Source organism: Candidatus Thalassolituus haligoni, from assembly GCF_041222825.1.
In the GTDB taxonomy this organism is placed as follows: domain Bacteria; phylum Pseudomonadota; class Gammaproteobacteria; order Pseudomonadales; family Oceanobacteraceae; genus Oceanobacter; species Oceanobacter antarcticus.
In genome coordinates this window covers 500,385-520,254 of sequence record NZ_CP139482.1, presented here as the reverse complement: position 1 = coordinate 520,254, position 19,870 = coordinate 500,385, and the positions used below count along the sequence as shown (strand labels likewise).

The following is a 19,870-nucleotide window of genomic DNA, read 5'->3' as shown; positions in this document are numbered from 1 at the left end:
GCAACCAAAAGGCCGACGCACATGGAGCACCCAGTGAACAAGAAAACGTCCTATCACCATGGCAGCCTGCGCGCGACAGCCCTTGAACTGGCCCGCCAACTGATCGCCACGGAGGGACACGATGCCGTCCAGATCCGTCATCTGGCCAAAGCCATCGGTGTCACCCCAGCCGCCATGTACGGGCATTTTGCCAGCCGCAGCGACCTGTTGCTTGAACTGGCAGAAGAGGCCCACCAGCGCCTTTATCAACAGCTCGAACGGTTCCTTGCCAGTCACCCGGAACCACTGCCCGCGCTGAAAGTTGCTGTCCGCCATTTTATTGATTTTTGTCAGGCAAACCCCGGCACCTTTCGCATGATGTATCACGATGAAGTCATTCATGCCGCTAACGCAGAGCAGCGGCTGGCATCACTGGCCAGAACCTACCGACTGCTCTATCGCATGTTTTTACGCGCCTTTCCGGAACGGGATAGCCAGCAAATACAAATCAACATGATCTGTATGTGGTCAATGCTGTACGGCTTCGCCCTGGTACGCAATCAACAGATGTTGATGCCTTATATGTCTCAGGGGCTGAATGATGAAGCGCTGATCAATCAGGTGGTGCAAGCAGCCATCACCTCCTGACCTGCTCGTCTCATACGCAGGGTGTGAGGGTGCCTGATATATGGAAAATGCTATGACGAAGATCGCCGCAAGGTTTCAGAAGGCAACTCACCAATATGCTGGCGATAATGCTGTGCAAAACGCCCAAGATTGGAAAACCCGTAATTAATAACCACCTCAGTCACATTCCTTGCTGTTCGAGGTCGGGCACTTAATTCCCGGAACACACTTTCAATTTTGAGCAGGCGAATAAACTCGCCTGGGGTGCAGTCCAGTGAGGATCTGAGGCGGTTATACAAGGTCTTGACGCTGACCTTGCAGGACGCTGCCAGAGCAGACAGATCGACATCCTCCTGCAGATTGGTCAGCACCTGACGCCGCAATTGAGCCACCACCGCATCGTTCAGCGGCTGTGTGGTTATCATCCCGCAACCAAGACCATGAAACAGTTGCAGTATCAGGCCATGACACACTTGTAACTGGTGAAAACGTATATGTTCTCGGAAATGGTCTGTTTGGTGCGACGGCTGCGTCATCACCTTTACCAGTTGCTCCAGCTCTGGGGCTCCGCAGACGACAGGCAGCTCCCAAAGTGTTTCCTTCCGTAGCCAACTCATACCAATTGCCGCGTCACTGAGTTCAGCCAACGGCACATTCAGAATACTGAAGCAACCGTCACTATCAGGAACCAAGGCATTGTGAGTGCCAGCAAACAGCAGCAGCACATCACCGGATTGCAGCTGGTAGCAAGTACCACTACACAGCAATTGATGGCGCCCAGTATGACTGACAACCACCTGCATCATCTCTGCCGGAATGACCCAGTCACAAGGCATATCCAGACCACTGAACGACACCAAAGCATGGCTCCCCCGACACTCTACGAATATGTCTGACTGCTGGCTAGTCTGTGGCACAGGCCCGCCCCTCAGGAACGCAAATACCTCCTGAATGCAGATATAGTCAGGACATGAATGCCGTCTGCCATCCGTCAGAGCGGCTGGAGCTGGCCTAGTCTGTAATGTATCAATAAAACCGCATGCCGCCATAACCCTGCCTTTTAGAGAAGAGGAACGATCAGTACTGGGCGAGCACCGTGCTCCATCACCTTGGCAGCGGTTGAACCCAACAGTTTTTTGCCGAGCCCAAGCCCATGACGCGTCCCCATGACGATCACACTGGCCTTGATTTCATCCGCTACACGGAGAATTTCTTGCCACGCACGCCCCTCTTCGACGCGAGCAACCAGCTGATCCGCTTGCAACTGCTCGTCGATATCCAGTTCCGCAGCGCAAAAATCCTGCACCCGCGCCAGAATCTGCTCCCGTACCGCAACAAGGCTGTCATCATGCAAGGCCTGCAATGACGGATCCTGAGCCATGAGCTGCTGCGCCAGACGGTCAGCCTGACGGCTCGGCGATTCGATCACATGCAGGTAGGTAATGTGCGACTGGTAATGGCCACACAAGCTGACCGCCGCTCGAAATGCCGGGCGCGAACCATCCTGCAAATCGGATGCGTACAAAATACGTTTAACACCAGGCAGCATAAGGCACCTCCTGTTGGATAATCAGAGTAAACGGCATCAGCGATACAGCCATTCCGGCAGCAGCATGGCGATCGCTGGAATAAAGACAATCAATGCCAGACGCACAATATCGGCACACCAGAAGGGCGTCACTCCCTTGAAAATGGTCGCCGGATTCACATTACGTAGCACCGCACTGAGCACAAACACATTCATGCCTACTGGAGGCGTGATCAGGCTGATTTCGGTGACCACCACCACCACAATACCGAACCACACCAGATCAAAACCCAAGCTTTGCACCAGCGGAAAAAAAATCGGCACCGTCAGCAGCATCATCGATAAGCTTTCAAACACCATTCCAAGTACAATATAAATACCCAGAATCACCAGAATCACTCCCATCGGGCTCATATCCAGCGCCGAGACAAAGGTCAGCAAATCGGCGGGCAACCCGGCACGGTTGATAAAATCGGAAAAAATCAAAGCCCCTATCAGTACCGTAAACAACATAGCGCTGGTACGTCCGGTATCCGTAAGTGCCAAAAACAATGAGCTGAACGACAGGCTACGACGCGTCAAGGCAATAATAAAGGCACCGCCAGCACCAATTCCTGCCGCTTCAGTCGGCGTAAACACGCCGAGGTAAATGCCCCCCATCACCAGCGTAAACAGAATCACCACACCCCAGACCCCCTTCATCGCCTCCAGCCGCTGTTTCCAATCCAGTTTGTCACCGCAAGGGCCCGCTTCCGGAGTGCGCCACACCACAAACTTGACTGCTCCTAGGTACAACAGAATACCCAAAATACCAGGCATAAAACCGGCGGCGAACAGCTCACGGATACTGGTTTCAGTCAGCAAGCCATAAATCACAAGAATCACGCTGGGCGGTATCAGAATCCCCAACGTGCCACCGGCAGCGATCGATGCCGTTGCCAGCGAATCGGCATAGCCGTACTTCCGCATCGGAGGCATCGCCACCTTGGCCATAGTCGCCGAGGTTGCCAAAGACGAGCCGCAAATCGCCGAGAACCCGCCACAAGCCACCACAGTGGCCATCGACAAGCCTCCGCGGTGATGTCCCAGAAAGGCATTAGAAGCACGGTATAACGCTTGCGACAGACCGGAGCTGGTCACCAGATTGCCCATCAGAATAAATAGCGGTATGACCGACAGGCTGTATTCTTGCACCGTGTCAATGACCCGGTTGGATGCCATCGCCAAGGCACCGGTCCAGCGAAACTCCAGCAGATTATCGAACCCGAGTCCCTGCAAATAAGCGAAGCCGAAAAATCCGACCAGCCCCATGGCAAAGGCAATGGGAATGCGTACGACAATAATCAACAGCAACAATATAAAAAAGCCAATCAGTGCGACGATCATATGGGAATTCCGATAAATAAAGTGGTAAAAATCATTTCAGCTCATCGCTCTTCATTCAGTATTCTATATATTCCATAGCTGACCATAACAACCGCACAGACATAACTCATCACCGATATATACTGAACAATATAACCAACCGGCATTTGCAGATACTCGGTGACAACTTCACGCCGTAACGAACGTTCAGCGGTAAACATCATGCGCCCAGCCACGGCATAAAAAGCCCCAGAGACCAGCAGCGCAGATAACAACCCCAACGCCTTGACCAATCGATGGTTCATATAACGATCCAGCAAATCGACAACGACATGGCCTCCGCGCCAGGTAATAACCGGCATTTCGGCAAACACCACCACCGCCAGTGCTAGCTCGGTGATTTCCACGGTGCCATCGACCGCGTTGTTTAAAAAATAGCGTCCGATCACATCGGCACACGTCAGCAGCATCAGCGCCATCAGCACGGCAGCAGCAACGCACTCAAGGGAGAAGGCCAGCCATTTGGCTGGCCCCTTCTCCTCGTAGTGTTCTGAAATCCAATCAGAAAACACCATCTGCTATTTCGCTCTGTGGTAATTACGGGCAATATTTCGCAACTCAGCCAAGGCCGCCTCCGCGTCAACCTTGCGGTCAGCAACAGAGTCTATCCAGAGCTTATCCATACCGGTAATCAGCGTATTGAATTGACGCGACAGCAGCTGCGCAGCTCCGACTTCGTTGATTTCTACCTTGTCGGCCTTGGCTGCGATAAAACCTTCCCCGTCACCTTCTTCCCAGGCCGCACCGGCCATCCGGGACAATTTCTCACCCGAAACAGACATAATGGCCTGACGGTCACGTTCGCTCAGGCTATCGAGAAAATCCGGGTTGATGAACATAGAGAAGCTGCCCATATACATGCCTTCCGGAAAAATCGTGATGTATTTGGTGACTTCGCTCAGACGCAGGCTTTTTTGCTGTGCCATCGGCATAAAGATGCCGTCGATCACTCCCTGCTGCAGCATTTCGTAGGCTTTGGTGGCGGGTGCAGCCACCGGCGTTACTTTCATTTTTTCTGATAATTCGGTCTGGATACCGCCCCCTACACGAATTTTCTTGCCTTCCAGATCAGCCAGCGAGGTGATACGAAAATTTGACTGAATGGTACCCTGACCATGGGTAAACATCCCCAAGACTTCCAGACCTTCAAATTCATTCGCGACGCGGAAATATTTGTCGTACACACGCCACAGCGCCACCGAGGCAGCTTCGGCACCGACACCCAGCCCTGGCTGCTCCACAATTTGTGGCAGTTTAAAACGGCCTGGTACGTACCCGTGGTAGCTGAAGCTGGCATCAATCACGCCATCTTCCACTAGCTGAAACATGGTTTTCGGATGACCCAACCCGTACTCGAGTTTGACCTTGACCCGCCCCTCGGTGGCTTCTTCCACCCATTTAGCCCAGGTCGGCCAAACAATGGCATTCTGATTGTCGGTTGGTGGCAACCAGGTACCAACCCGTAATTCGGTGGCAGAATGACTGACGGCGGAGGTCACCAATGCTGCGATTGCCACACCGGCCGCCGCCATATTTTTAATACTAAACATGTCGTTTTCACCCTTGCTTTTAGATTTATTTTATTTTGTCTCGTTATCACACTGTGATAAAAAGCCAAATGGGCACTACTTTATTTCGGTATTATCTCGTCAGACTCAAATACCAATTTATTAACGTTATCAACGCCAGAAAAATAATATTTTTTTATGCTGAATACTTATTTATTCTTATATGGAAATAAAATCGCTTGCCGAAGTTAACTGCCGACCCCCTGTTTTTTCACCAGTGTCAGAATGTCATAGCTGGCCACCAGCTCACCCTGCTGATTGGTCACCTGAACATCCCACGCCACGACTCCCTGAGGGTCACCCTTCGGACTTTCCTTGCCCTGATCGATTTTGCGTTTACAGGTCAGCCGCGCCTGAATCGTGTCACCGATACCGACCGGATTCACAAAGCGCAGGTTATCCAGACCGTAGTTGGCCAGCACCGGGCCAACGCCGGGGGATACAAACAGACCGGCTGCGGCCGATAACACGAAATAACCATGCGCGATACGTTGTTCGAACTGCGAATCCCGTGCTGCTAGTTCATCAAAATGCATATAAAAATGATCACCAGATAAACAACCGAAGTTGACGATATCGGCTTCGGTCACTGTGCGTCGGTGCGTCAGTAACGACTCACCAATTCTCAATTCTTCAAAATGCCGGCGGAACGGGTGTACTTCGGTCTCATAGGTTTGGCCACCACGCACGTATTCTCCGGTTACGGCAGTCAACATGGTGGGCGACCCCTGCACCGCCGCACGCTGCAAATAATGCTTTACTGCCCGGATTCCTCCCAGTTCCTCGCCACCACCGGCACGACCAGGGCCACCGTGTTTCAGCATGGGTAATGGTGAGCCGTGGCCTGTCGATTCAGTAGCTGCTTCGGCGTCGAGAATATGAACACGGCCATGCCAGCTGGCGATGGCGGGCACGATCCGGGCAGCCAGCTCCGGGCTTCGGGTAATCACTGACGACACCAGCGAACCCTTGCCACGAGCCGCCAGCTCAATTGCATGATCAATATCCCGATATGGCATCAGCGTACTGACCGGGCCAAACGCTTCAATATCGTGAGCGCCACCTTCTGCATCGGGATCACGGCACAACAGCAGGGTTGGTTCAAAGAAGGCTCCGTTACTGGCACCTTCACCTAGCGGAGAGAAATCAGCCGTACCGCCATATACCCGTTCGCAGCTAGTCATCAGGGCTTCGACCTGATGATGCACGTCGCGCTGCTGATCATGGGAAGCCAACGCTCCCATCCGTACGCCCTCAATCGCCGGGTCACCGACGCGGGTTTTAGCCAATCTGGCGATCAGTTTTTCTGTCACTGCATCCACCTTGTCCGCAGGCACCAACACCCGGCGAATGGCGGTACATTTTTGCCCGGCCTTGGTGGTCATTTCACGGACAACCTCTTTCACAAACAGATCAAATTCGGCGTCGTCCGGCGTTACGTCCGGCGCTAGAATGGCGCAATTGAGGGAGTCGGCTTCGGCGTTAAACATCACCGAGTTAGCAACCAGATTAGGCGTTACCCGCAACTTGGCCGCTGTTGCGGCTGACCCGGTGAACGTCACAATATCCTGTCCACCCAGCCGATCCAGCAAGTCGCCGGTGCGACCGATCACCAGTTGCAAGCTGCCTTCCGGTAACAAGCCCGACTGCTGCATCAGCCGTACAGCCGCTTCGGTGACATAGCTGGTCGAGGAACCCGGTTTGACAATACAGGGCATGCCGGCGAGGAAGTTAGGCGCAAATTTTTCCAACATGCCCCACACCGGGAAGTTGAAGGCGTTGATATGCACCGTAACCCCCCGACGTGGCACCAAAATGTGACCACCAGCAAAGGCTCCTGTTGGCCCCAGCGGTATCACATCGTCTTCCGGGATCAGATTGCCAGAAGGCAATTCCCGTCGGCCCAAACTGGCGTAAGCAAACAGAGTACCAGCGCCGCCTTCGATATCAATCCAGCTGTCGGCGCGAGTGGCTCCACTATGGGTGGAAATAGTGTAGAGGGTTTCCTTGTGTTCGATCAGGTACTTGCCCAACGCCCTCAAACAGGCGGCACGGCTCTGGAAATCCATCGCCAGCAGTGATTGCTGACCAGCACGACGGGCGAAGTCTAGTGACTGCTCAAAATCGATGGTCTCGGCATGAGTGTGATACACCAGCTTGCCATTGACAGCGCTGGCCAGCGGGTTGGCCGCAGTCGAACCAATCCATTGGCCCGCAATAAAACTTTGTAACGTCGGTATCTGATTCATGTCCTGACTCCTGGAAACTCCGGTTAAACAGGTGATTGAGGGTGTTCAGTCATTCTCAGACTTCGTCGAAATCCAGTACCACCTTGCGGCTGAGCGGGTACGACTGGCACGACAGTACATAGCCAGCCTTCACCTCGTACTCTTCCAGGCCAACACTGACGTCCATATCGACTTCACCCTCGATGACCTTGCATTTGCAGGTTGAGCACACCCCGGCCTTACAGGAGAACGGCAACTCGGCACCGTGCTCATTACCTGCTTCCAGCAGGTTGGTGGTGTTCTGAGCCAAATCGAAGGTTTTGCTGTGGCCATCGCGAATCACTGTAATTTCACTGATACTGGCATCCCTAGCGGCAGCTTCCGCCCGCTGTTCACGCTTGCGCTCGTTACCAGCGCTGGCAAACAGTTCAAAATGGATTTTATCGGCGGCCAGACCACACTCTTTGAGGGTACCGCGCACGGTTTCTGTCATTGCTTCCGGACCACAGATAAAAGCGGCATCCAGTGTTCTGGTATCAATCCAGCGACTGAACAAGGTGCGGCACTTGTCAGCGTCAATATGGCCGTTATACAGATCAATATCCTGCTGCTCCCGGCTAAACACATAGATCAGGTTTAACCGCCCCATCCAAGTGTTTTTCAGGTTTTCCAGCGCTTCACGGAACATCGCCGAAGAACTGGAGCGATTGCCATAAATCACAGTGATTGTGCTGTTGGGTTCCACTTCCAACGTGCTTTTTACAATCGATAGAATCGGCGTAATGCCACTGCCTGCCGCTACCAGCAGGTAGTGTCCTGCGCGTTCGGGATTCAGCTCGGTGTAGAAGCTGCCCATCGGTGGCATCACCTGTAGCTGAGCGCCCGGCTGCAACTGCTCGTTGGCAAAGGTAGAAAACAGGCCGCCGGGGACTTTCTTGACGGCAACACGGATTTCCCCATCGTTAACACCGGTACAAATCGAATAGGAACGGCGCACGTCTTCACCTTCAATCTCAGTGCGCAAGGTCAGGTACTGGCCCTGGGTAAAGCGATAGGTGTCGGCCAGCTCAGCAGGTACAGCAAAGGCCAGTGATACTGAATCTCGTGTTTCGCGACGCAAGTCGGAAACGGTTAACGAGTGAAATTGACTCATTGTGTCTCTCCAGGGCCACCGTGTTATTGGCGGTGACTCAGCTCAAATACATTTGAAATAATCAAACGGTTCCAGGCAGTCCAGGCAGCGATAAAGGGCCTTGCACGCCGTCGATCCGAATTCACTGACACGCTCGGTGTGGACACTGCCGCACTGGGGACAAGCAATCTCCGGTGCAGCGGCCAGCAAACTCAGCTTGTTGGCACTGCCTACCGGTGGCGCAACCCCATAGGCGCGCAAATTTTCTCGCCCGGTGGCAGTAATCCAGTCAGTTGTCCAGGCTGGATCCAGCTGCTGCTTCAGTACCGGTTGGTGAAACCCTGCAGTGGTCAGAGCTTCTTCAATCAGGGTTTCGATAAATTCGGTCGCTGGGCAACCGGAGTAGGTTGGCGTGACGATCACCTGCAAGTGCCCCGCTGACCAGCGTACGTCGCGCACAATGCCGAGATCGACGACATTGATCACCGGCACTTCAGGATCCATCACGTCGGCCAGCACAGACCAGGCTCGCTCAATGTCTTCAGCGCTACCGGCACGTCCCTGCCGATCACTACCAATCAGTTCAACCGCCGGGCCAACCCCTACCGTCGACAGCGGAGGCAACTCACCAGACGGCATCAGGGTACGCTCGTTGCAGGAACTGCATTTCGGCCAGCAACAGGCCCAAACTCTCGGTATGCATGCCTTCACGGCCACTCAGGTAAAACGAGGGCGCGGCTGACGGCACGGTCAGCGTCGCCTGCTCGAGCACCTGACTGACGGTTGCCAGCCATTGTTCTGCGATCAATTCCGGGGCAGCAATCACGCCAGCGGCTGCCAACCGATTTTCTACTTCGTCCCCACTCACCAGCTCAACGGTAAAACGCCAAACGACATCCAGTGCCTTGACCATCCGGTCGTGACTTTCCTCAGTACCATCGCCAAGGCGTTGTACCCAATCAGAGGAACGGCGTAGATGGTAGGTCACCTCCTTCAGAGCCTTGGCGGCAATCGCCGCGACACGTTTGTCGGACGAGGCTTTTAATGCCGTCAGTACATGGTAGTGCCAGGCGTCGTAAAAGAACTGCTTCAACATGGTGACGGCAAAATCGCCGTTTGGCTGCTCGACCAGCAATAGGTTGCGATAGGCACGTTCATCGCGGCAGAAAACCAGTTGGTCGGCAGAACGACCGTCATTCAGCAGTTCTGCAGTGAACTCCAGCCAGTTGCGAGCCTGCCCAAACAGGTCGAGACCCACGTTCATCAATGCCATTTCTTCTTCCAGCGCCGGTGCCCGGCCGCACCATTCACACAGGCGTTGCCCCTGTACTACAGCGCTGTCACCGAGGCGCAGCAGGTATTCGGTCAGATCGTCATATTGGTTCATGGCAGTGCCTCACATATGGCCGACTTCATCAGGTAGCTTGTAGAAGCTGGCATGGCGATAAACCTTGTCATCGGATGGATCGAACAAGGCTTCTTTTTCGTCGGTCGCCGACGCTGTGATCATATTGGAAGGCACAATCCACAGGCTGACGCCTTCGCTGCGACGGGTATACAAATCGCGGGCGTTTTCCAGCGCCATTTCGGTATCTGCCGCATGAACGCTGCCGACATGCTTATGGTTCAAGCCGTGTTTGCTGCGCACGAACACTTCAAAAAGAGTCCACTCAGACATAGTTTTAATCTCCGGTATCAATCAGGCAGCTGCCCGTTGTTTTTTCTTATTCGCGTGTGCAACCGCTGCCCGGCGAACCCAGGTACCGTCGCTGATGGCATTCCGGCGAGTTTCAAGACGCTCGCGATTACAGGGGCCATTGCCTTTGATGACGTCAAAAAATTCGCCCCACTGAATCTCGCCAAAATCGTAGTGGCCCCGCTCTGCGTTCCACTTGAGGTCGGGATCGGGGGCGCTACAGCCGAGAATTTCCAGCTGCGGCACGGTCTGATCGATAAAGCGCTGACGCAATTCATCGTTGGTGTGACGCTTGATTTTCCAGGCCATGGATTGCGCACTGTTGGGTGAGTCGGCATCACTAGGACCAAACATCATCAAGGCTGGCCACCACAGACGATTGATAGCGTCTTGCACCATTGCTTTCTGGGCGTCATTTCCCTGTCGCATCATGGTCAGCAGAATTTCGTAACCCTGACGCTGGTGAAAACTTTCTTCTTTGCAAATACGGATCATGGCGCGGGAATACGGGCCGTAAGACGTGCGCTGCAATACCACCTGATTCACGATGGCAGCACCGTCGACCAACCAGCCAACAGCACCCATATCCGCCCAGTTCAAGGTCGGATAGTTGAAGATAGAGGAATATTTGGCCCGGCCACTGTGCAGTTTTTCAACTTCTTCATCGCGATCAGCACCGAGGGTCTCCATAGCGCTGTACAGATACAGCCCATGACCCGCTTCATCCTGAATCTTCGCCATCAGCTGCAGTTTGCGTTTTAAAGTCGGAGCACGAGTGACCCAATTGCCTTCTGGCAGCATGCCGACAATTTCCGAGTGGGCATGCTGGGACACCTGACGAATCAGGGTCTTGCGATAGGCGTCCGGCATCCAGTTTTTGGGCTCAATCTTGATTTCCGCGTCAATCTTTTCCTGAAAGACGCGCTCTTCCGGGGACATGTCGTCCAGAGCTTTAACTTGCTTGATCCCTGTCTCAACCATTTGTGCGTACATGAATCTCTCTCCGGTAGTACTGGGCAGCCGCTGCTGCCGTTGAATTCAATAATGATACTGAAATTAAAATAAAATAAAATAAAATGTATCACTTATAAGGCGTAACTATCCGATTCCAGATGCATTGGCCTGGATTGACCAAACCGCCGTCAGGAGGCTCTGGCCAGGCAGTGCGTTGTTCGTTAGCCCTGATACCGTTTGTCGAACACCCGCTGGGCCTTTCCCTCTGATCGGGCAATAGTGCCACAACCACGTACATCAACAGCCACGCTGATACCCACTGATGACTTCACGTGGTGTTTCAGTTCCTGCACCAAACGCTGGGTCTGTGCCTCATCCAAATGGTGGAATTCTGGCCGCAGCTCTACGTGCACTTCCATGCTATCCATGTTGCCTTTTCGATACAGGTGTATCTCATATATTTCTGAAAACTGTGGAACTTTAACCACCTCTTCTTCGATCTGGGTGGGAAAGACGTTAACACCACGAATAATCATCATGTCATCGCTACGACCGGTAATCTTGTCGATCCGGCGCATCCGACGAGCACTGCCAGGCAACAATCGGGTCAGGTCTCGGGTGCGATAGCGAATCATAGGTAAGGCTTCCTTGCTGAGGGTGGTAAACACCAGCTCGCCCATCTCACCATCCGCTAGCACTGCACCGGTGACCGGGTTAATGATTTCCGGATAGAAGTGATCTTCCCAAACGGTCGGGCCATCTTTGGTTTCGGCACACTCCATCGCCACGCCTGGCCCCATGATTTCCGATAAGCCATAGATATCCAGCGCCTGAATGCCCAGCCGCTGCTCCACTGAACGACGTAGCTCATCGGTCCATGGCTCGGCACCAAAAATACCCAACCGTAAGGACAGCTCATCTGGAGTAATGCCCTGACGCTCCATTTCATCGGCAATATTGAGCATATAGGAAGGGGTAACCATGATGATGTCAGGCTGGAAGTCACGAATCAGGCGTACCTGTTTTTCGGTTTGGCCACCAGACATGGGAATCACACTACAACCCAGGCGTTCAGCCCCGTAATGCGCGCCCAGTCCACCGGTAAACAACCCATAACCATAGGAAATATGCACCTTGTCACCACGATGACCACCTGCCGCCCGAATGGAGCGAGCAACGATATTGGCCCAAGTATCAATGTCATTCTGGGTATACCCCACCACAGTCGGCTGGCCAGTGGTGCCACTGGAGGCATGCAAACGCACGATGTCGTCCATCGAGGTGGCGAACATGCCATACGGGTAGTTGTCACGCAGGTCGGACTTGGTGGTAAAAGGCAGTTTGGCCAGATCATCCAGCGACTGAATGTCTTCCGGATGAATACCGACTGCATCAAAACGCTGTCGATACAGCGGCACGTTATGGTAGGCGTGGCCAACACTCCATTTCAGCCGCTGCAGCTGATGGGCACGTAACTCATCTATGCTGGCGGTTTCCATCGGATCGAGCTGATCCGGCTTGAACTGGTCTCGAATATTCATGCTGAGTCTCTCTATCTCTCTTTTATTGTTGTTTTGATAAGGCAATGAATACCTTGTCAGGTGTTCTGCAGCACCCGCTGTGCGCTGGCTGTTTGCTATTTGTCGCAGGCGCTCTTTTTATGCTTGTCGGCTGACAAGGGCCGTCTGGTCAGTGCCGACCCCCAGTCAGATCAGTCATCTAGTCGCTCAATCACCATGGCAATCCCTTGGCCAACACCGATACACATGGTACAGAGGGCATAGCGACCACCGGTACGTTGCAACTGATGCATAGCGGTCATTACCAGGCGAGCACCACTAGCTCCCAGCGGATGACCGAGCGCGATGGCGCCGCCGTTCGGATTAACGTGGGTCGCATCATCCGCCAGGCCCAGCTCACGCAGTACCGCCAACCCTTGAGAGGCGAACGCTTCGTTGAGTTCGATCACATCCATCTGCGCCAGCGTCAGACCTGCTTTAGCCAGCACTTTTCGGGTTGCCAGTGCCGGGCCAAAGCCCATGATGCGTGGTTCCAGACCAGCGGTAGCCATCGCCACAATACGCGCTTTGGGTATCAGGCCGTTTTTCTCTGCAGCGGCTCTGGAAGCAATCAATAGCGCGCAAGCACCGTCGTTCACGCCGGATGCATTGCCGGCCGTGACTGAGCCGCCTTCACGGAAGGGCGCTTTCAGTTTGGCCAGCCCTTCCAATGTGGTGGATGCTCGCGGATGCTCATCGATATCCACCACAATGTCTTCACCCTTGCGTTGCGGGATCACCACCGGGCAAATTTCTTCGTTGAACAAGCCTGCGTCCATTGCAGCGGCCGTTTTCTGCTGACTGCGGTAGGCAAACAGATCTTGATCTGCACGGGATATGTTGAAATCTTCAGCGACGTTTTCGGCGGTTTCCGGCATCGATTCCACGCCGTATTGCGTTTTAATTTTCTGATTAATAAAACGCCAGCCAATGGTGGTGTCGTACAAACCGTTCGGCGTGCGACTAAAGGCGGATTCGGCCTTGCCCATCACAAAAGGGGCGCGAGACATGGATTCACAACCACCCGCGATCATCAGTTCAGTTTCTCCAGACTTGATCGCCCGCGCTGCAAGACCAATGGCATCCATACCAGAACCGCAGAGGCGATTGACTGTCGTGCCCGGTACCGAGACTGGTAAACCGGCCAGCAATGCCGACATGCGCGCAACGTTGCGATTGTCTTCACCCGCCTGGTTAGCATTGCCATAAATCACATCATCGACCGATGCCCAGTCGACATCGGGGTTACGCGCCATCAGCGCCTTCAGTGGAATAGCACCCAGATCATCGGCACGCACCGGGGCCAGAGCGCCGCCGTAACGGCCAAAAGGGGTGCGGATGGCGTCGCAAATATAGGCATCAGTCATTGTGATTCTCCTGGGTCGGTGGTTTGAGGTGAGTGTTCGGCTCCAGAATCTGGCCACGCACCCGGTAGGATTTGCCATGAAACAAGGCAATCAGGTGACCATCCTGGTTATGAATTTCGACATCGTAGTTACCGGTCCGACCACTGCGGCTGCGCTCAACTGCCGTTGCCGTAAGCACATCGCCACCGCGACCCGGCGCGACATAATCGATGGCACAACCGATTGCGACGGTGGGCTCGTTGTAGGTATTGCAGGCGAAGGCGAACGCAGAGTCCGCCAGCGTAAACAGATAACCACCGTGACAAGTCTGATGGCCCTGCAACATAAAATCGGCCACCGTCATCGCTACCGTGGATTGGCCCGGTGACGAATGCAGCAGCTCGATGCCCAGGTGCTGTGTCGCGCTATCACGGCGATACAACTCGTTGGCACAAGCCACCGCCAGTTCGTCGGCATTCATCGTTTGCAGGTGCGATTGATCAGTCATGGAAACGACCTCCCTGCAGTGCCAGACGGCGAATCAGCAAGGAAGGACGATAACGATCCTCGCCGTAAACCGCCTGCAAATAAGTCAACAGCTGGTCGACTTTGGCAAGGCCGATCTGATCGGCCCACCGCAACGGCCCACGAGGATAATTCACCCCAAAACACATGGCGGTATCGACGCCGATTGCATCGCCAACGCCCTGCAATACGGCATCCGCGCCTTCATTCGCCAACATGCAAACCGTTCGCATCACCGCCAATCCCGGAACATCGGTCAGTTCACTGACCTGAATCCCGGCCTGAGCCAAGCAGTCCACGACTTGCTGAACTGCGTCTGTCGATGTGTTGTGAGCACGGCTAATGGCCAGCCGGGATGCTTGGTTGTAGTCCAGCGCCAAATCAATCAGCACCAGGTTAGTGAGACCCTCTTCCAGCGCCCGCTGACAGGCCAGGCGCCCGTCAGTCAAAGCGACGGTGGCGGTTCCGATGCGTAACACCCCGGCATCGGATGCGGACTCCTGATCCACCGAGATACCGGCTTGCGCCAGCCGTTGCACCAATACCGACAGCAAACCGACATCACCAAGTGCCACACAACCGGATGGAGTATCAGAACTGACCGTCACGGTAAGGGCTAACGGTTGCTCAGTAGCCTCACCGTAGTGATAAAAACCGCGACTGGCCTTGCGGCCCAGATAGCCAGCATCGACCAGCTCTTTCTGGATCAGTGAGGGCTGGAAACGGAAGTCGCCGTAATAGGCAGTAAAAACAGAGCAAGTCACCGCGTAGTTAACGTCATGACCGATCAGGTCGGTCAGTTCAAATGCTCCCATACGAAAACCGCCAGCGTCGCGCATCAAGGCATCCAACGTGGCGCAATCACTGGCCTGTTCCTGCAGCAGACGCAGGCTTTCGGCATAAAACGGACGTGCCACTCGATTCACAATGAAGCCCGGTGTGGAGCGGGTGTGCACCGGCTTTTTGCCCCAGTTCAGAGCAGTGTCGTACACGGTGCTGGCGGCATTGGAATCCGTTGCCAGGCCAGACACCACCTCCACCAGCTTCATGATCGGAGCCGGATTAAAGAAGTGCATACCAACGATACGGCCCGGATACCGGCGGCCGGCGGCCAGACTGGTGATGGATAACGACGAGGTATTGCTGGCCAGAATGCAATCATCAGAGCAAACGTCTTCCAGTGTTGCCAATACGCTGCGCTTGACGTCGAGGTTTTCAATAATGGCCTCGATCACCAGCTTGGCATCCACCAATGCTTCAATGTCATCAACCGGCGTGATACGAGACAGTACCGCGTCACGCTGTTCAGCCGTGAGCTTGCCACGAGCAACCAATTTGTTCAGCTGAGCAGCCATCGTGTCAATGGCTTGGGCAGCAGCGCCTTCGCGATTGTCATACAGCTTCACCGGGTGACCGGCCTGGGCCGCTACCTGAGCGATGCCCGCCCCCATCGCACCGGCACCAATGACGGCAACCAGAGTGTCGATACTCAATGTATGCGTCTGTTCTGGCATCATTCAGCGCCCCTTGAATTCAGGTGTGCGTTTTTCCATAAAGGCTTTTACGCCTTCGCGGTAGTCGGCGGTACGACCGGCCAGGCGTTGCAGATCTCTCTCCAGCGTCATCTGCTCCTCGAAGCTGTTGCTGACGCTGCTGTTCAAGGCACGCTTGATTAGCGCCAAACCTTGCGTCGGTTGAGTCGCTAATTGCTTCGCCAGTGTCAGGGCTTCGTTATGCAGGGCTTCGTCATCCACCACCCGATAGATCATGCCCCAGTCATACGCTTGCTCAGCTGTGACAGGGGTTCCCAGCAAGGCCATATGTTTGGCACGGGCCATGCCGACCAAGCGAGGCAGAAACCAGCTACCACCAGAATCCGGCACCAGACCAATTTTGCAGAACGCCTGAATAAACTTGGCGGAGCGAGCCGCCAGCACCAGATCACAGGCCAAAGGAATATTCGCGCCAGCACCGGCTGCGACACCATTGACCGCACAGATCACCGGCATCGGCAAGTCTTGCAGGGTCTTGATCAATGGGTTGTAAAAGCGTTCGATCGACAACCCCAGATCCGGTGAATTGGCATTAGGGTCAACATTGCGGTCAGATAAATCCTGACCGGCACAAAAACCGCGGCCCTCTGCCGTCAGCAGCAAGGCGCGGACTTCCGGATTGCCGGCAGTCGCTTTCAGGGCCTCTTTGACTTCAAGGTGCATGGCTTCGTTAAAGCTGTTCAACGCCTTGGGACGGTTCAAACTGAGGATGGCAACGCCGTCCTCAACGGAATACAGAATATACTCGAGGTTCATGGGCATATTGCTCCTGGAGATCAGAATGGGTTGCCAGCACTACTGGCCGTTAAATTCGGGTTTGCGCTTTTCCTGAAAAGCGGCAATGCCTTCCTTGCGGTCGGCGGTGCCAGCCAGAACAGTAAAGGCATGGCGCTCGAAACGGAGACCAGAGGCGAGATCGGTATCCATACCTTTGAGCACCGATTCTTTGGCCAGGCGCACTGCCAGCGGTGCCTTACAGGCAATACTGGCAGCAACAGCCAACGCCCGCTCAACAGTCAATTCCGGTTGGGTAATCTCGCTTACCAGACCGGATTGCTGAGCTTGTCGAGCAGTGATCGGCTCGCCAGTCAGTACCATCTGCATTGCCATCGACTTGCCCACCGCCCGCAATAATCGCTGCGTGCCCCCAGCACCGGGCATGATGCCAAGGTTGATTTCCGGTTGTCCGAAGCGCGCGTCTGCGCCAGCAAGAATAATATCGGCGTGCATCGCCAACTCGCAGCCACCGCCCAAACAAACGCCATTTACGGCGGCAACCAGCGGCTTGGGAAAACGGCTAATCCGCTGCCAGTGCTGCTGGCGGGGGTCATTCAGAATACCGACCAAATCGCGCTCGGCCATTTCCTTGATATCGGCTCCGGCAGCAAAGGCCTTGCGGTTGCCAGTGAGAACCAGCACTCGAATGTCGTCCTCGGCTTCTGCCAGATCCATGACCACCGACAACTCACCCAGCATGGCGGTGGTCAGGGCATTGAGTGCCGCAGGGCGATTCAGCTCAATCAGCTGAACCCCTGCACTGACCTTATGTACGACCAGTGTTGCGTAGCGTTTTGTCATCTGAGTAACCTGTCCGATTTTGTTTTTATAGCGTTTCGGCAATGACTTAAGGCGCAGACGTCTTCGTTCCCACTCGTTCCGGCACCCTGACGGCACCAGCCTTGAATCAAGGAGCGGACTCGTTTGATCTGCATCAACAGTTATCAATGCTGCCCAAAATTAAGATACAAAACAATAATTTATTTTTTGATTTTCGTATCTTATTTTCATTTTGCATGAAAAAACCCTCTGAAAAATCAATAGACGCGAGCATTTCTCGATTAAAAAACAATATTTTTCAAATAGATAGAAAATAAAATGGATTCAAATACATCATTTCGAGACAATCTAAACAACACCAACAGATGCCGTTTCAATCAACAACGACCTATGATTTGATACATTAAATAATAAATAATAGATATTTTAGTGTCTTTAAAACAAAAATACTCATTAATGGAGTTGTTATGTCGTCTGATGCCATGACGAACAGCCAGGCCACGCTCTGGTTTTCCCGCCACTCACCTTTGCTGGATCAGGCCGTTAGTGCGATTCATCAGCGCGGTTACTGGGCTCCTTTCCCGGAACATCCCAAAGCGTACCCGGCGGAGTCATTGGCCAGCGCGGCAGCAGAATTCCAGACCTTGCTAGGACAGCCGTTTGAGCTGCAAGGAGTAGGGGAGATTGGACGAGCGGGTGAGGAGCAGTCACCCTACGGCTTCGCCCTTGGCATCCACTATCCGCAGTACGACCCGGATACGTTACTGGAAACCCAGCAATCACTGATTGGTGGCTGGCGCGATGCAGGGCCACAAACCAGGGTGGCGGTCGCTCTGGAGGCCATTCACCGGTTAAATGCACTCAGTCCGCTGATGGCTCAGGCGGTACAACACACCACTGGACAATCTGCCAATATGGCTTTCCAAGCCGGCGGCCCCCACGCCCAGGACCGGGCAGTAGAAGCCGTTGCCTACAGCTGGGATGCCATGGCGGAGATACCGCAATCCGTATTGTGGCGAAAACCCATGGGCAAACGTGGTCAACTGTCATTGACTAAACGTTGGCATATCGTGCCTCGGGGAATATCACTCAGCATCGCCTGTTGCACCTTCCCGACCTGGAATACCTACCCCGGATTATTTGCCAGCCTGGTGACGGGCAATCCGGTGGTCATCAAACCCCACCCGGATTCGATTCTGCCGCTGGCACTGACCGTCAAGGTGCTACAGGAGGTACTCACCGAAGCCGGATACGATCCACGCCTAGTGATGCTCGCGGTCGACACTCGGCCTGCCCCGCTGGCGGCCCGACTGGCAACCGACCCACGGGTGCGGCTGATCGATTTCACCGGTTCCAGCCACTTTGGCAACTGGCTGGAACAGCACGCTCACCAGGCGGAAGTGTTTACCGAAAAAGCCGGGCTCAACACCGTGATTATTGACAGCATGGCGGACATCACTGCAGTTGCTGGTAATCTCGGTTTCTCACTCAGTCTCTACTCCGGGCAAATGTGTACCTCTCCCCAAGTCATTTATATTCCTGCTAGTGGCGTGATGGTAGGAGGTGAATGCTGGTCATTTGAGCAAGTAGCTGATGCACTGGTCAGCAGTATTGCCCAGTGGACCGCCGATCCAGCCCAGGCGTGCGGCTTCCTCGGCGCAATTCAAAGTGAAGGCACCTTAGTCAGAATTCAGCAATGCCGGGAGGCGATCACAGGCCGGGGCAGCGTATTACTCGATAGCAAGAGTCTGATTCATCCAGATTTTCCCTCAGCCCGCGTGCAGACGCCACTGCTGCTCGCACTGGCAAGCCAGGATCAGGATCTGTATGGCAAAGAACAGTTTGGCCCGATTGCGTATCTGGTTCGTACCCACGGCACCGCAGAATCCCTGTCACTGACACGCCAGACCTTGTTAGCTCAAGGCGCGATTGCACTGGCTATCTACACCACCCGCGACGATGTGCTGGCGCAGGCAGAAAATCTGGCTCAGGACGTCGCAGTCTCGTTATCCATCAATCTGGATGGCAGTTTTTATATGAACCAGTCCGCCACATTCAGTGACTTTCATGGCACTGGTGGCAACCCGGCAGCCAACACTTCTCTCACCGATAGAGGGTTTATCAGTCGCCGCTTTGTAGTGGTACAAAGCCGTCGTCCAGCGACCGCCGCCACTGACTGATCAGGAGAGATTT

19 protein-coding genes are annotated in these 19,870 nt (G+C 54.3%); 2 read left to right on the top strand and 17 right to left on the bottom strand.

Annotated features, from left to right (window positions below):
- Window positions 1-33: 33 nt before the first annotated feature.
- Window positions 34-627: a TetR/AcrR family transcriptional regulator gene (locus SOJ49_RS02345; RefSeq protein ID WP_369856623.1), complete on the top strand. Its 594-nt coding sequence runs from the start codon at window positions 34-36 to the stop codon at window positions 625-627.
- A gap of 50 nt (window positions 628-677) precedes the next feature.
- On the opposite strand, the gene SOJ49_RS02340 is transcribed toward SOJ49_RS02345, so the two are convergent.
- The 17 genes from SOJ49_RS02340 to paaF all read right to left on the bottom strand — a co-directional run bounded on the left by SOJ49_RS02340 (window position 678) and on the right by paaF (window position 17,698).
- Window positions 678-1,463: a helix-turn-helix domain-containing protein gene (locus SOJ49_RS02340; protein WP_369856622.1), complete on the bottom strand. Its 786-nt coding sequence runs from the start codon at window positions 1,461-1,463 to the stop codon at window positions 678-680.
- Between the two features lie 203 nt (window positions 1,464-1,666).
- The gene (locus SOJ49_RS02335) at window positions 1,667-2,155 is read right to left on the bottom strand and encodes a universal stress protein (RefSeq protein WP_369856621.1); all 489 of its coding nucleotides are present in this window, start codon (window positions 2,153-2,155) and stop codon (window positions 1,667-1,669) included.
- A 36-nt stretch (window positions 2,156-2,191) separates the two neighbouring features.
- The gene (locus SOJ49_RS02330; RefSeq protein WP_369856620.1) at window positions 2,192-3,520 is read right to left on the bottom strand and encodes a TRAP transporter large permease; all 1,329 of its coding nucleotides are present in this window, start codon (window positions 3,518-3,520) and stop codon (window positions 2,192-2,194) included.
- 41 nt (window positions 3,521-3,561) lie between these two features.
- Window positions 3,562-4,074: a TRAP transporter small permease gene (locus SOJ49_RS02325; protein WP_369856619.1), complete on the bottom strand. Its 513-nt coding sequence runs from the start codon at window positions 4,072-4,074 to the stop codon at window positions 3,562-3,564.
- Window positions 4,075-4,077: 3 nt separating this feature from the next.
- Complete coding sequence (locus tag SOJ49_RS02320) at window positions 4,078-5,109, bottom strand: TRAP transporter substrate-binding protein (protein WP_369856618.1); 1,032 nt, start codon at window positions 5,107-5,109, stop codon at window positions 4,078-4,080.
- 206 nt (window positions 5,110-5,315) lie between these two features.
- A complete protein-coding gene (gene paaZ, locus SOJ49_RS02315; protein WP_369856617.1) occupies window positions 5,316-7,376 on the bottom strand; it encodes a phenylacetic acid degradation bifunctional protein PaaZ in 2,061 nt (686 codons plus the stop codon).
- A 55-nt stretch (window positions 7,377-7,431) separates the two neighbouring features.
- Window positions 7,432-8,508 (bottom strand): 1,2-phenylacetyl-CoA epoxidase subunit PaaE, encoded by a 1,077-nt coding sequence (gene paaE, locus SOJ49_RS02310; RefSeq protein WP_369856616.1) that lies wholly within the window; start codon window positions 8,506-8,508, stop codon window positions 7,432-7,434.
- 42 nt (window positions 8,509-8,550) lie between these two features.
- On the bottom strand, window positions 8,551-9,126 hold the full coding sequence (paaD, locus tag SOJ49_RS02305; RefSeq protein WP_369856615.1) for a 1,2-phenylacetyl-CoA epoxidase subunit PaaD: 576 nt from the start codon (window positions 9,124-9,126) through the stop codon (window positions 8,551-8,553).
- Window positions 9,113-9,874 (bottom strand): 1,2-phenylacetyl-CoA epoxidase subunit PaaC, encoded by a 762-nt coding sequence (gene paaC, locus SOJ49_RS02300; RefSeq protein ID WP_369856614.1) that lies wholly within the window; start codon window positions 9,872-9,874, stop codon window positions 9,113-9,115. Before paaC ends, paaD begins: the two co-directional genes overlap by 14 nt.
- A gap of 9 nt (window positions 9,875-9,883) precedes the next feature.
- Window positions 9,884-10,165 (bottom strand): 1,2-phenylacetyl-CoA epoxidase subunit PaaB, encoded by a 282-nt coding sequence (gene paaB, locus SOJ49_RS02295; protein ID WP_369856613.1) that lies wholly within the window; start codon window positions 10,163-10,165, stop codon window positions 9,884-9,886.
- A gap of 21 nt (window positions 10,166-10,186) precedes the next feature.
- A complete protein-coding gene (gene paaA / locus SOJ49_RS02290) occupies window positions 10,187-11,176 on the bottom strand; it encodes a 1,2-phenylacetyl-CoA epoxidase subunit PaaA (protein ID WP_369856612.1) in 990 nt (329 codons plus the stop codon).
- A 182-nt stretch (window positions 11,177-11,358) separates the two neighbouring features.
- The gene (gene paaK, locus SOJ49_RS02285) at window positions 11,359-12,678 is read right to left on the bottom strand and encodes a phenylacetate--CoA ligase PaaK (RefSeq protein ID WP_369856611.1); all 1,320 of its coding nucleotides are present in this window, start codon (window positions 12,676-12,678) and stop codon (window positions 11,359-11,361) included.
- 170 nt (window positions 12,679-12,848) lie between these two features.
- A complete protein-coding gene (gene pcaF, locus SOJ49_RS02280; protein ID WP_369856610.1) occupies window positions 12,849-14,063 on the bottom strand; it encodes a 3-oxoadipyl-CoA thiolase in 1,215 nt (404 codons plus the stop codon).
- Window positions 14,056-14,550, bottom strand: coding sequence for a hydroxyphenylacetyl-CoA thioesterase PaaI (paaI, locus tag SOJ49_RS02275; RefSeq protein WP_369856609.1), 495 nt, complete (start codon window positions 14,548-14,550; stop codon window positions 14,056-14,058). The genes pcaF and paaI overlap by 8 nt, the downstream gene beginning before the upstream one ends.
- Window positions 14,543-16,084 carry a 3-hydroxyacyl-CoA dehydrogenase PaaH gene (gene paaH / locus SOJ49_RS02270; protein WP_369856608.1) on the bottom strand — a complete coding sequence of 514 codons (1,542 nt, stop codon included), beginning with the start codon at window positions 16,082-16,084 and terminating at the stop codon, window positions 14,543-14,545. Before paaH ends, paaI begins: the two co-directional genes overlap by 8 nt.
- Window positions 16,085-16,876, bottom strand: a complete 792-nt coding sequence (gene paaG, locus SOJ49_RS02265; protein WP_369856607.1) for a 2-(1,2-epoxy-1,2-dihydrophenyl)acetyl-CoA isomerase PaaG — start codon at window positions 16,874-16,876, stop codon at window positions 16,085-16,087.
- Between the two features lie 39 nt (window positions 16,877-16,915).
- On the bottom strand, window positions 16,916-17,698 hold the full coding sequence (gene paaF, locus SOJ49_RS02260; RefSeq protein WP_369856606.1) for a 2,3-dehydroadipyl-CoA hydratase PaaF: 783 nt from the start codon (window positions 17,696-17,698) through the stop codon (window positions 16,916-16,918).
- A 446-nt stretch (window positions 17,699-18,144) separates the two neighbouring features.
- Here paaF and paaN point away from each other — a divergent pair, with 446 nt between their 5' ends.
- The gene (gene paaN, locus SOJ49_RS02255) at window positions 18,145-19,857 is read left to right on the top strand and encodes a phenylacetic acid degradation protein PaaN (RefSeq protein WP_369856605.1); all 1,713 of its coding nucleotides are present in this window, start codon (window positions 18,145-18,147) and stop codon (window positions 19,855-19,857) included.
- The last annotated feature ends 13 nt before the right edge of the window (window positions 19,858-19,870 follow it).

What these genes read in the sequence shown, in the direction of transcription:
- paaG (WP_369856607.1), bottom strand. Translation starts at nt 16,876, where the DNA reads ATGAACCTCGAGTATATTCTGTATTCCGTTGAGGACGGCGTTGCCATC.
- paaF (WP_369856606.1), bottom strand. Translation starts at nt 17,698, where the DNA reads ATGACAAAACGCTACGCAACACTGGTCGTACATAAGGTCAGTGCAGGG.
- paaN (WP_369856605.1), top strand. Translation starts at nt 18,145, where the DNA reads ATGTCGTCTGATGCCATGACGAACAGCCAGGCCACGCTCTGGTTTTCC.
- SOJ49_RS02320 (WP_369856618.1), bottom strand. Translation starts at nt 5,109, where the DNA reads ATGTTTAGTATTAAAAATATGGCGGCGGCCGGTGTGGCAATCGCAGCA.
- paaH (WP_369856608.1), bottom strand. Translation starts at nt 16,084, where the DNA reads ATGATGCCAGAACAGACGCATACATTGAGTATCGACACTCTGGTTGCC.
- paaB (WP_369856613.1), bottom strand. Translation starts at nt 10,165, where the DNA reads ATGTCTGAGTGGACTCTTTTTGAAGTGTTCGTGCGCAGCAAACACGGC.
- pcaF (WP_369856610.1), bottom strand. Translation starts at nt 14,063, where the DNA reads ATGACTGATGCCTATATTTGCGACGCCATCCGCACCCCTTTTGGCCGT.
- paaE (WP_369856616.1), bottom strand. Translation starts at nt 8,508, where the DNA reads ATGAGTCAATTTCACTCGTTAACCGTTTCCGACTTGCGTCGCGAAACA.
- SOJ49_RS02325 (WP_369856619.1), bottom strand. Translation starts at nt 4,074, where the DNA reads ATGGTGTTTTCTGATTGGATTTCAGAACACTACGAGGAGAAGGGGCCA.
- paaC (WP_369856614.1), bottom strand. Translation starts at nt 9,874, where the DNA reads ATGAACCAATATGACGATCTGACCGAATACCTGCTGCGCCTCGGTGAC.
- paaI (WP_369856609.1), bottom strand. Translation starts at nt 14,550, where the DNA reads ATGACTGATCAATCGCACCTGCAAACGATGAATGCCGACGAACTGGCG.
- paaD (WP_369856615.1), bottom strand. Translation starts at nt 9,126, where the DNA reads ATGCCGTCTGGTGAGTTGCCTCCGCTGTCGACGGTAGGGGTTGGCCCG.
- paaA (WP_369856612.1), bottom strand. Translation starts at nt 11,176, where the DNA reads ATGTACGCACAAATGGTTGAGACAGGGATCAAGCAAGTTAAAGCTCTG.
- paaK (WP_369856611.1), bottom strand. Translation starts at nt 12,678, where the DNA reads ATGAATATTCGAGACCAGTTCAAGCCGGATCAGCTCGATCCGATGGAA.
- SOJ49_RS02330 (WP_369856620.1), bottom strand. Translation starts at nt 3,520, where the DNA reads ATGATCGTCGCACTGATTGGCTTTTTTATATTGTTGCTGTTGATTATT.
- paaZ (WP_369856617.1), bottom strand. Translation starts at nt 7,376, where the DNA reads ATGAATCAGATACCGACGTTACAAAGTTTTATTGCGGGCCAATGGATT.
- SOJ49_RS02335 (WP_369856621.1), bottom strand. Translation starts at nt 2,155, where the DNA reads ATGCTGCCTGGTGTTAAACGTATTTTGTACGCATCCGATTTGCAGGAT.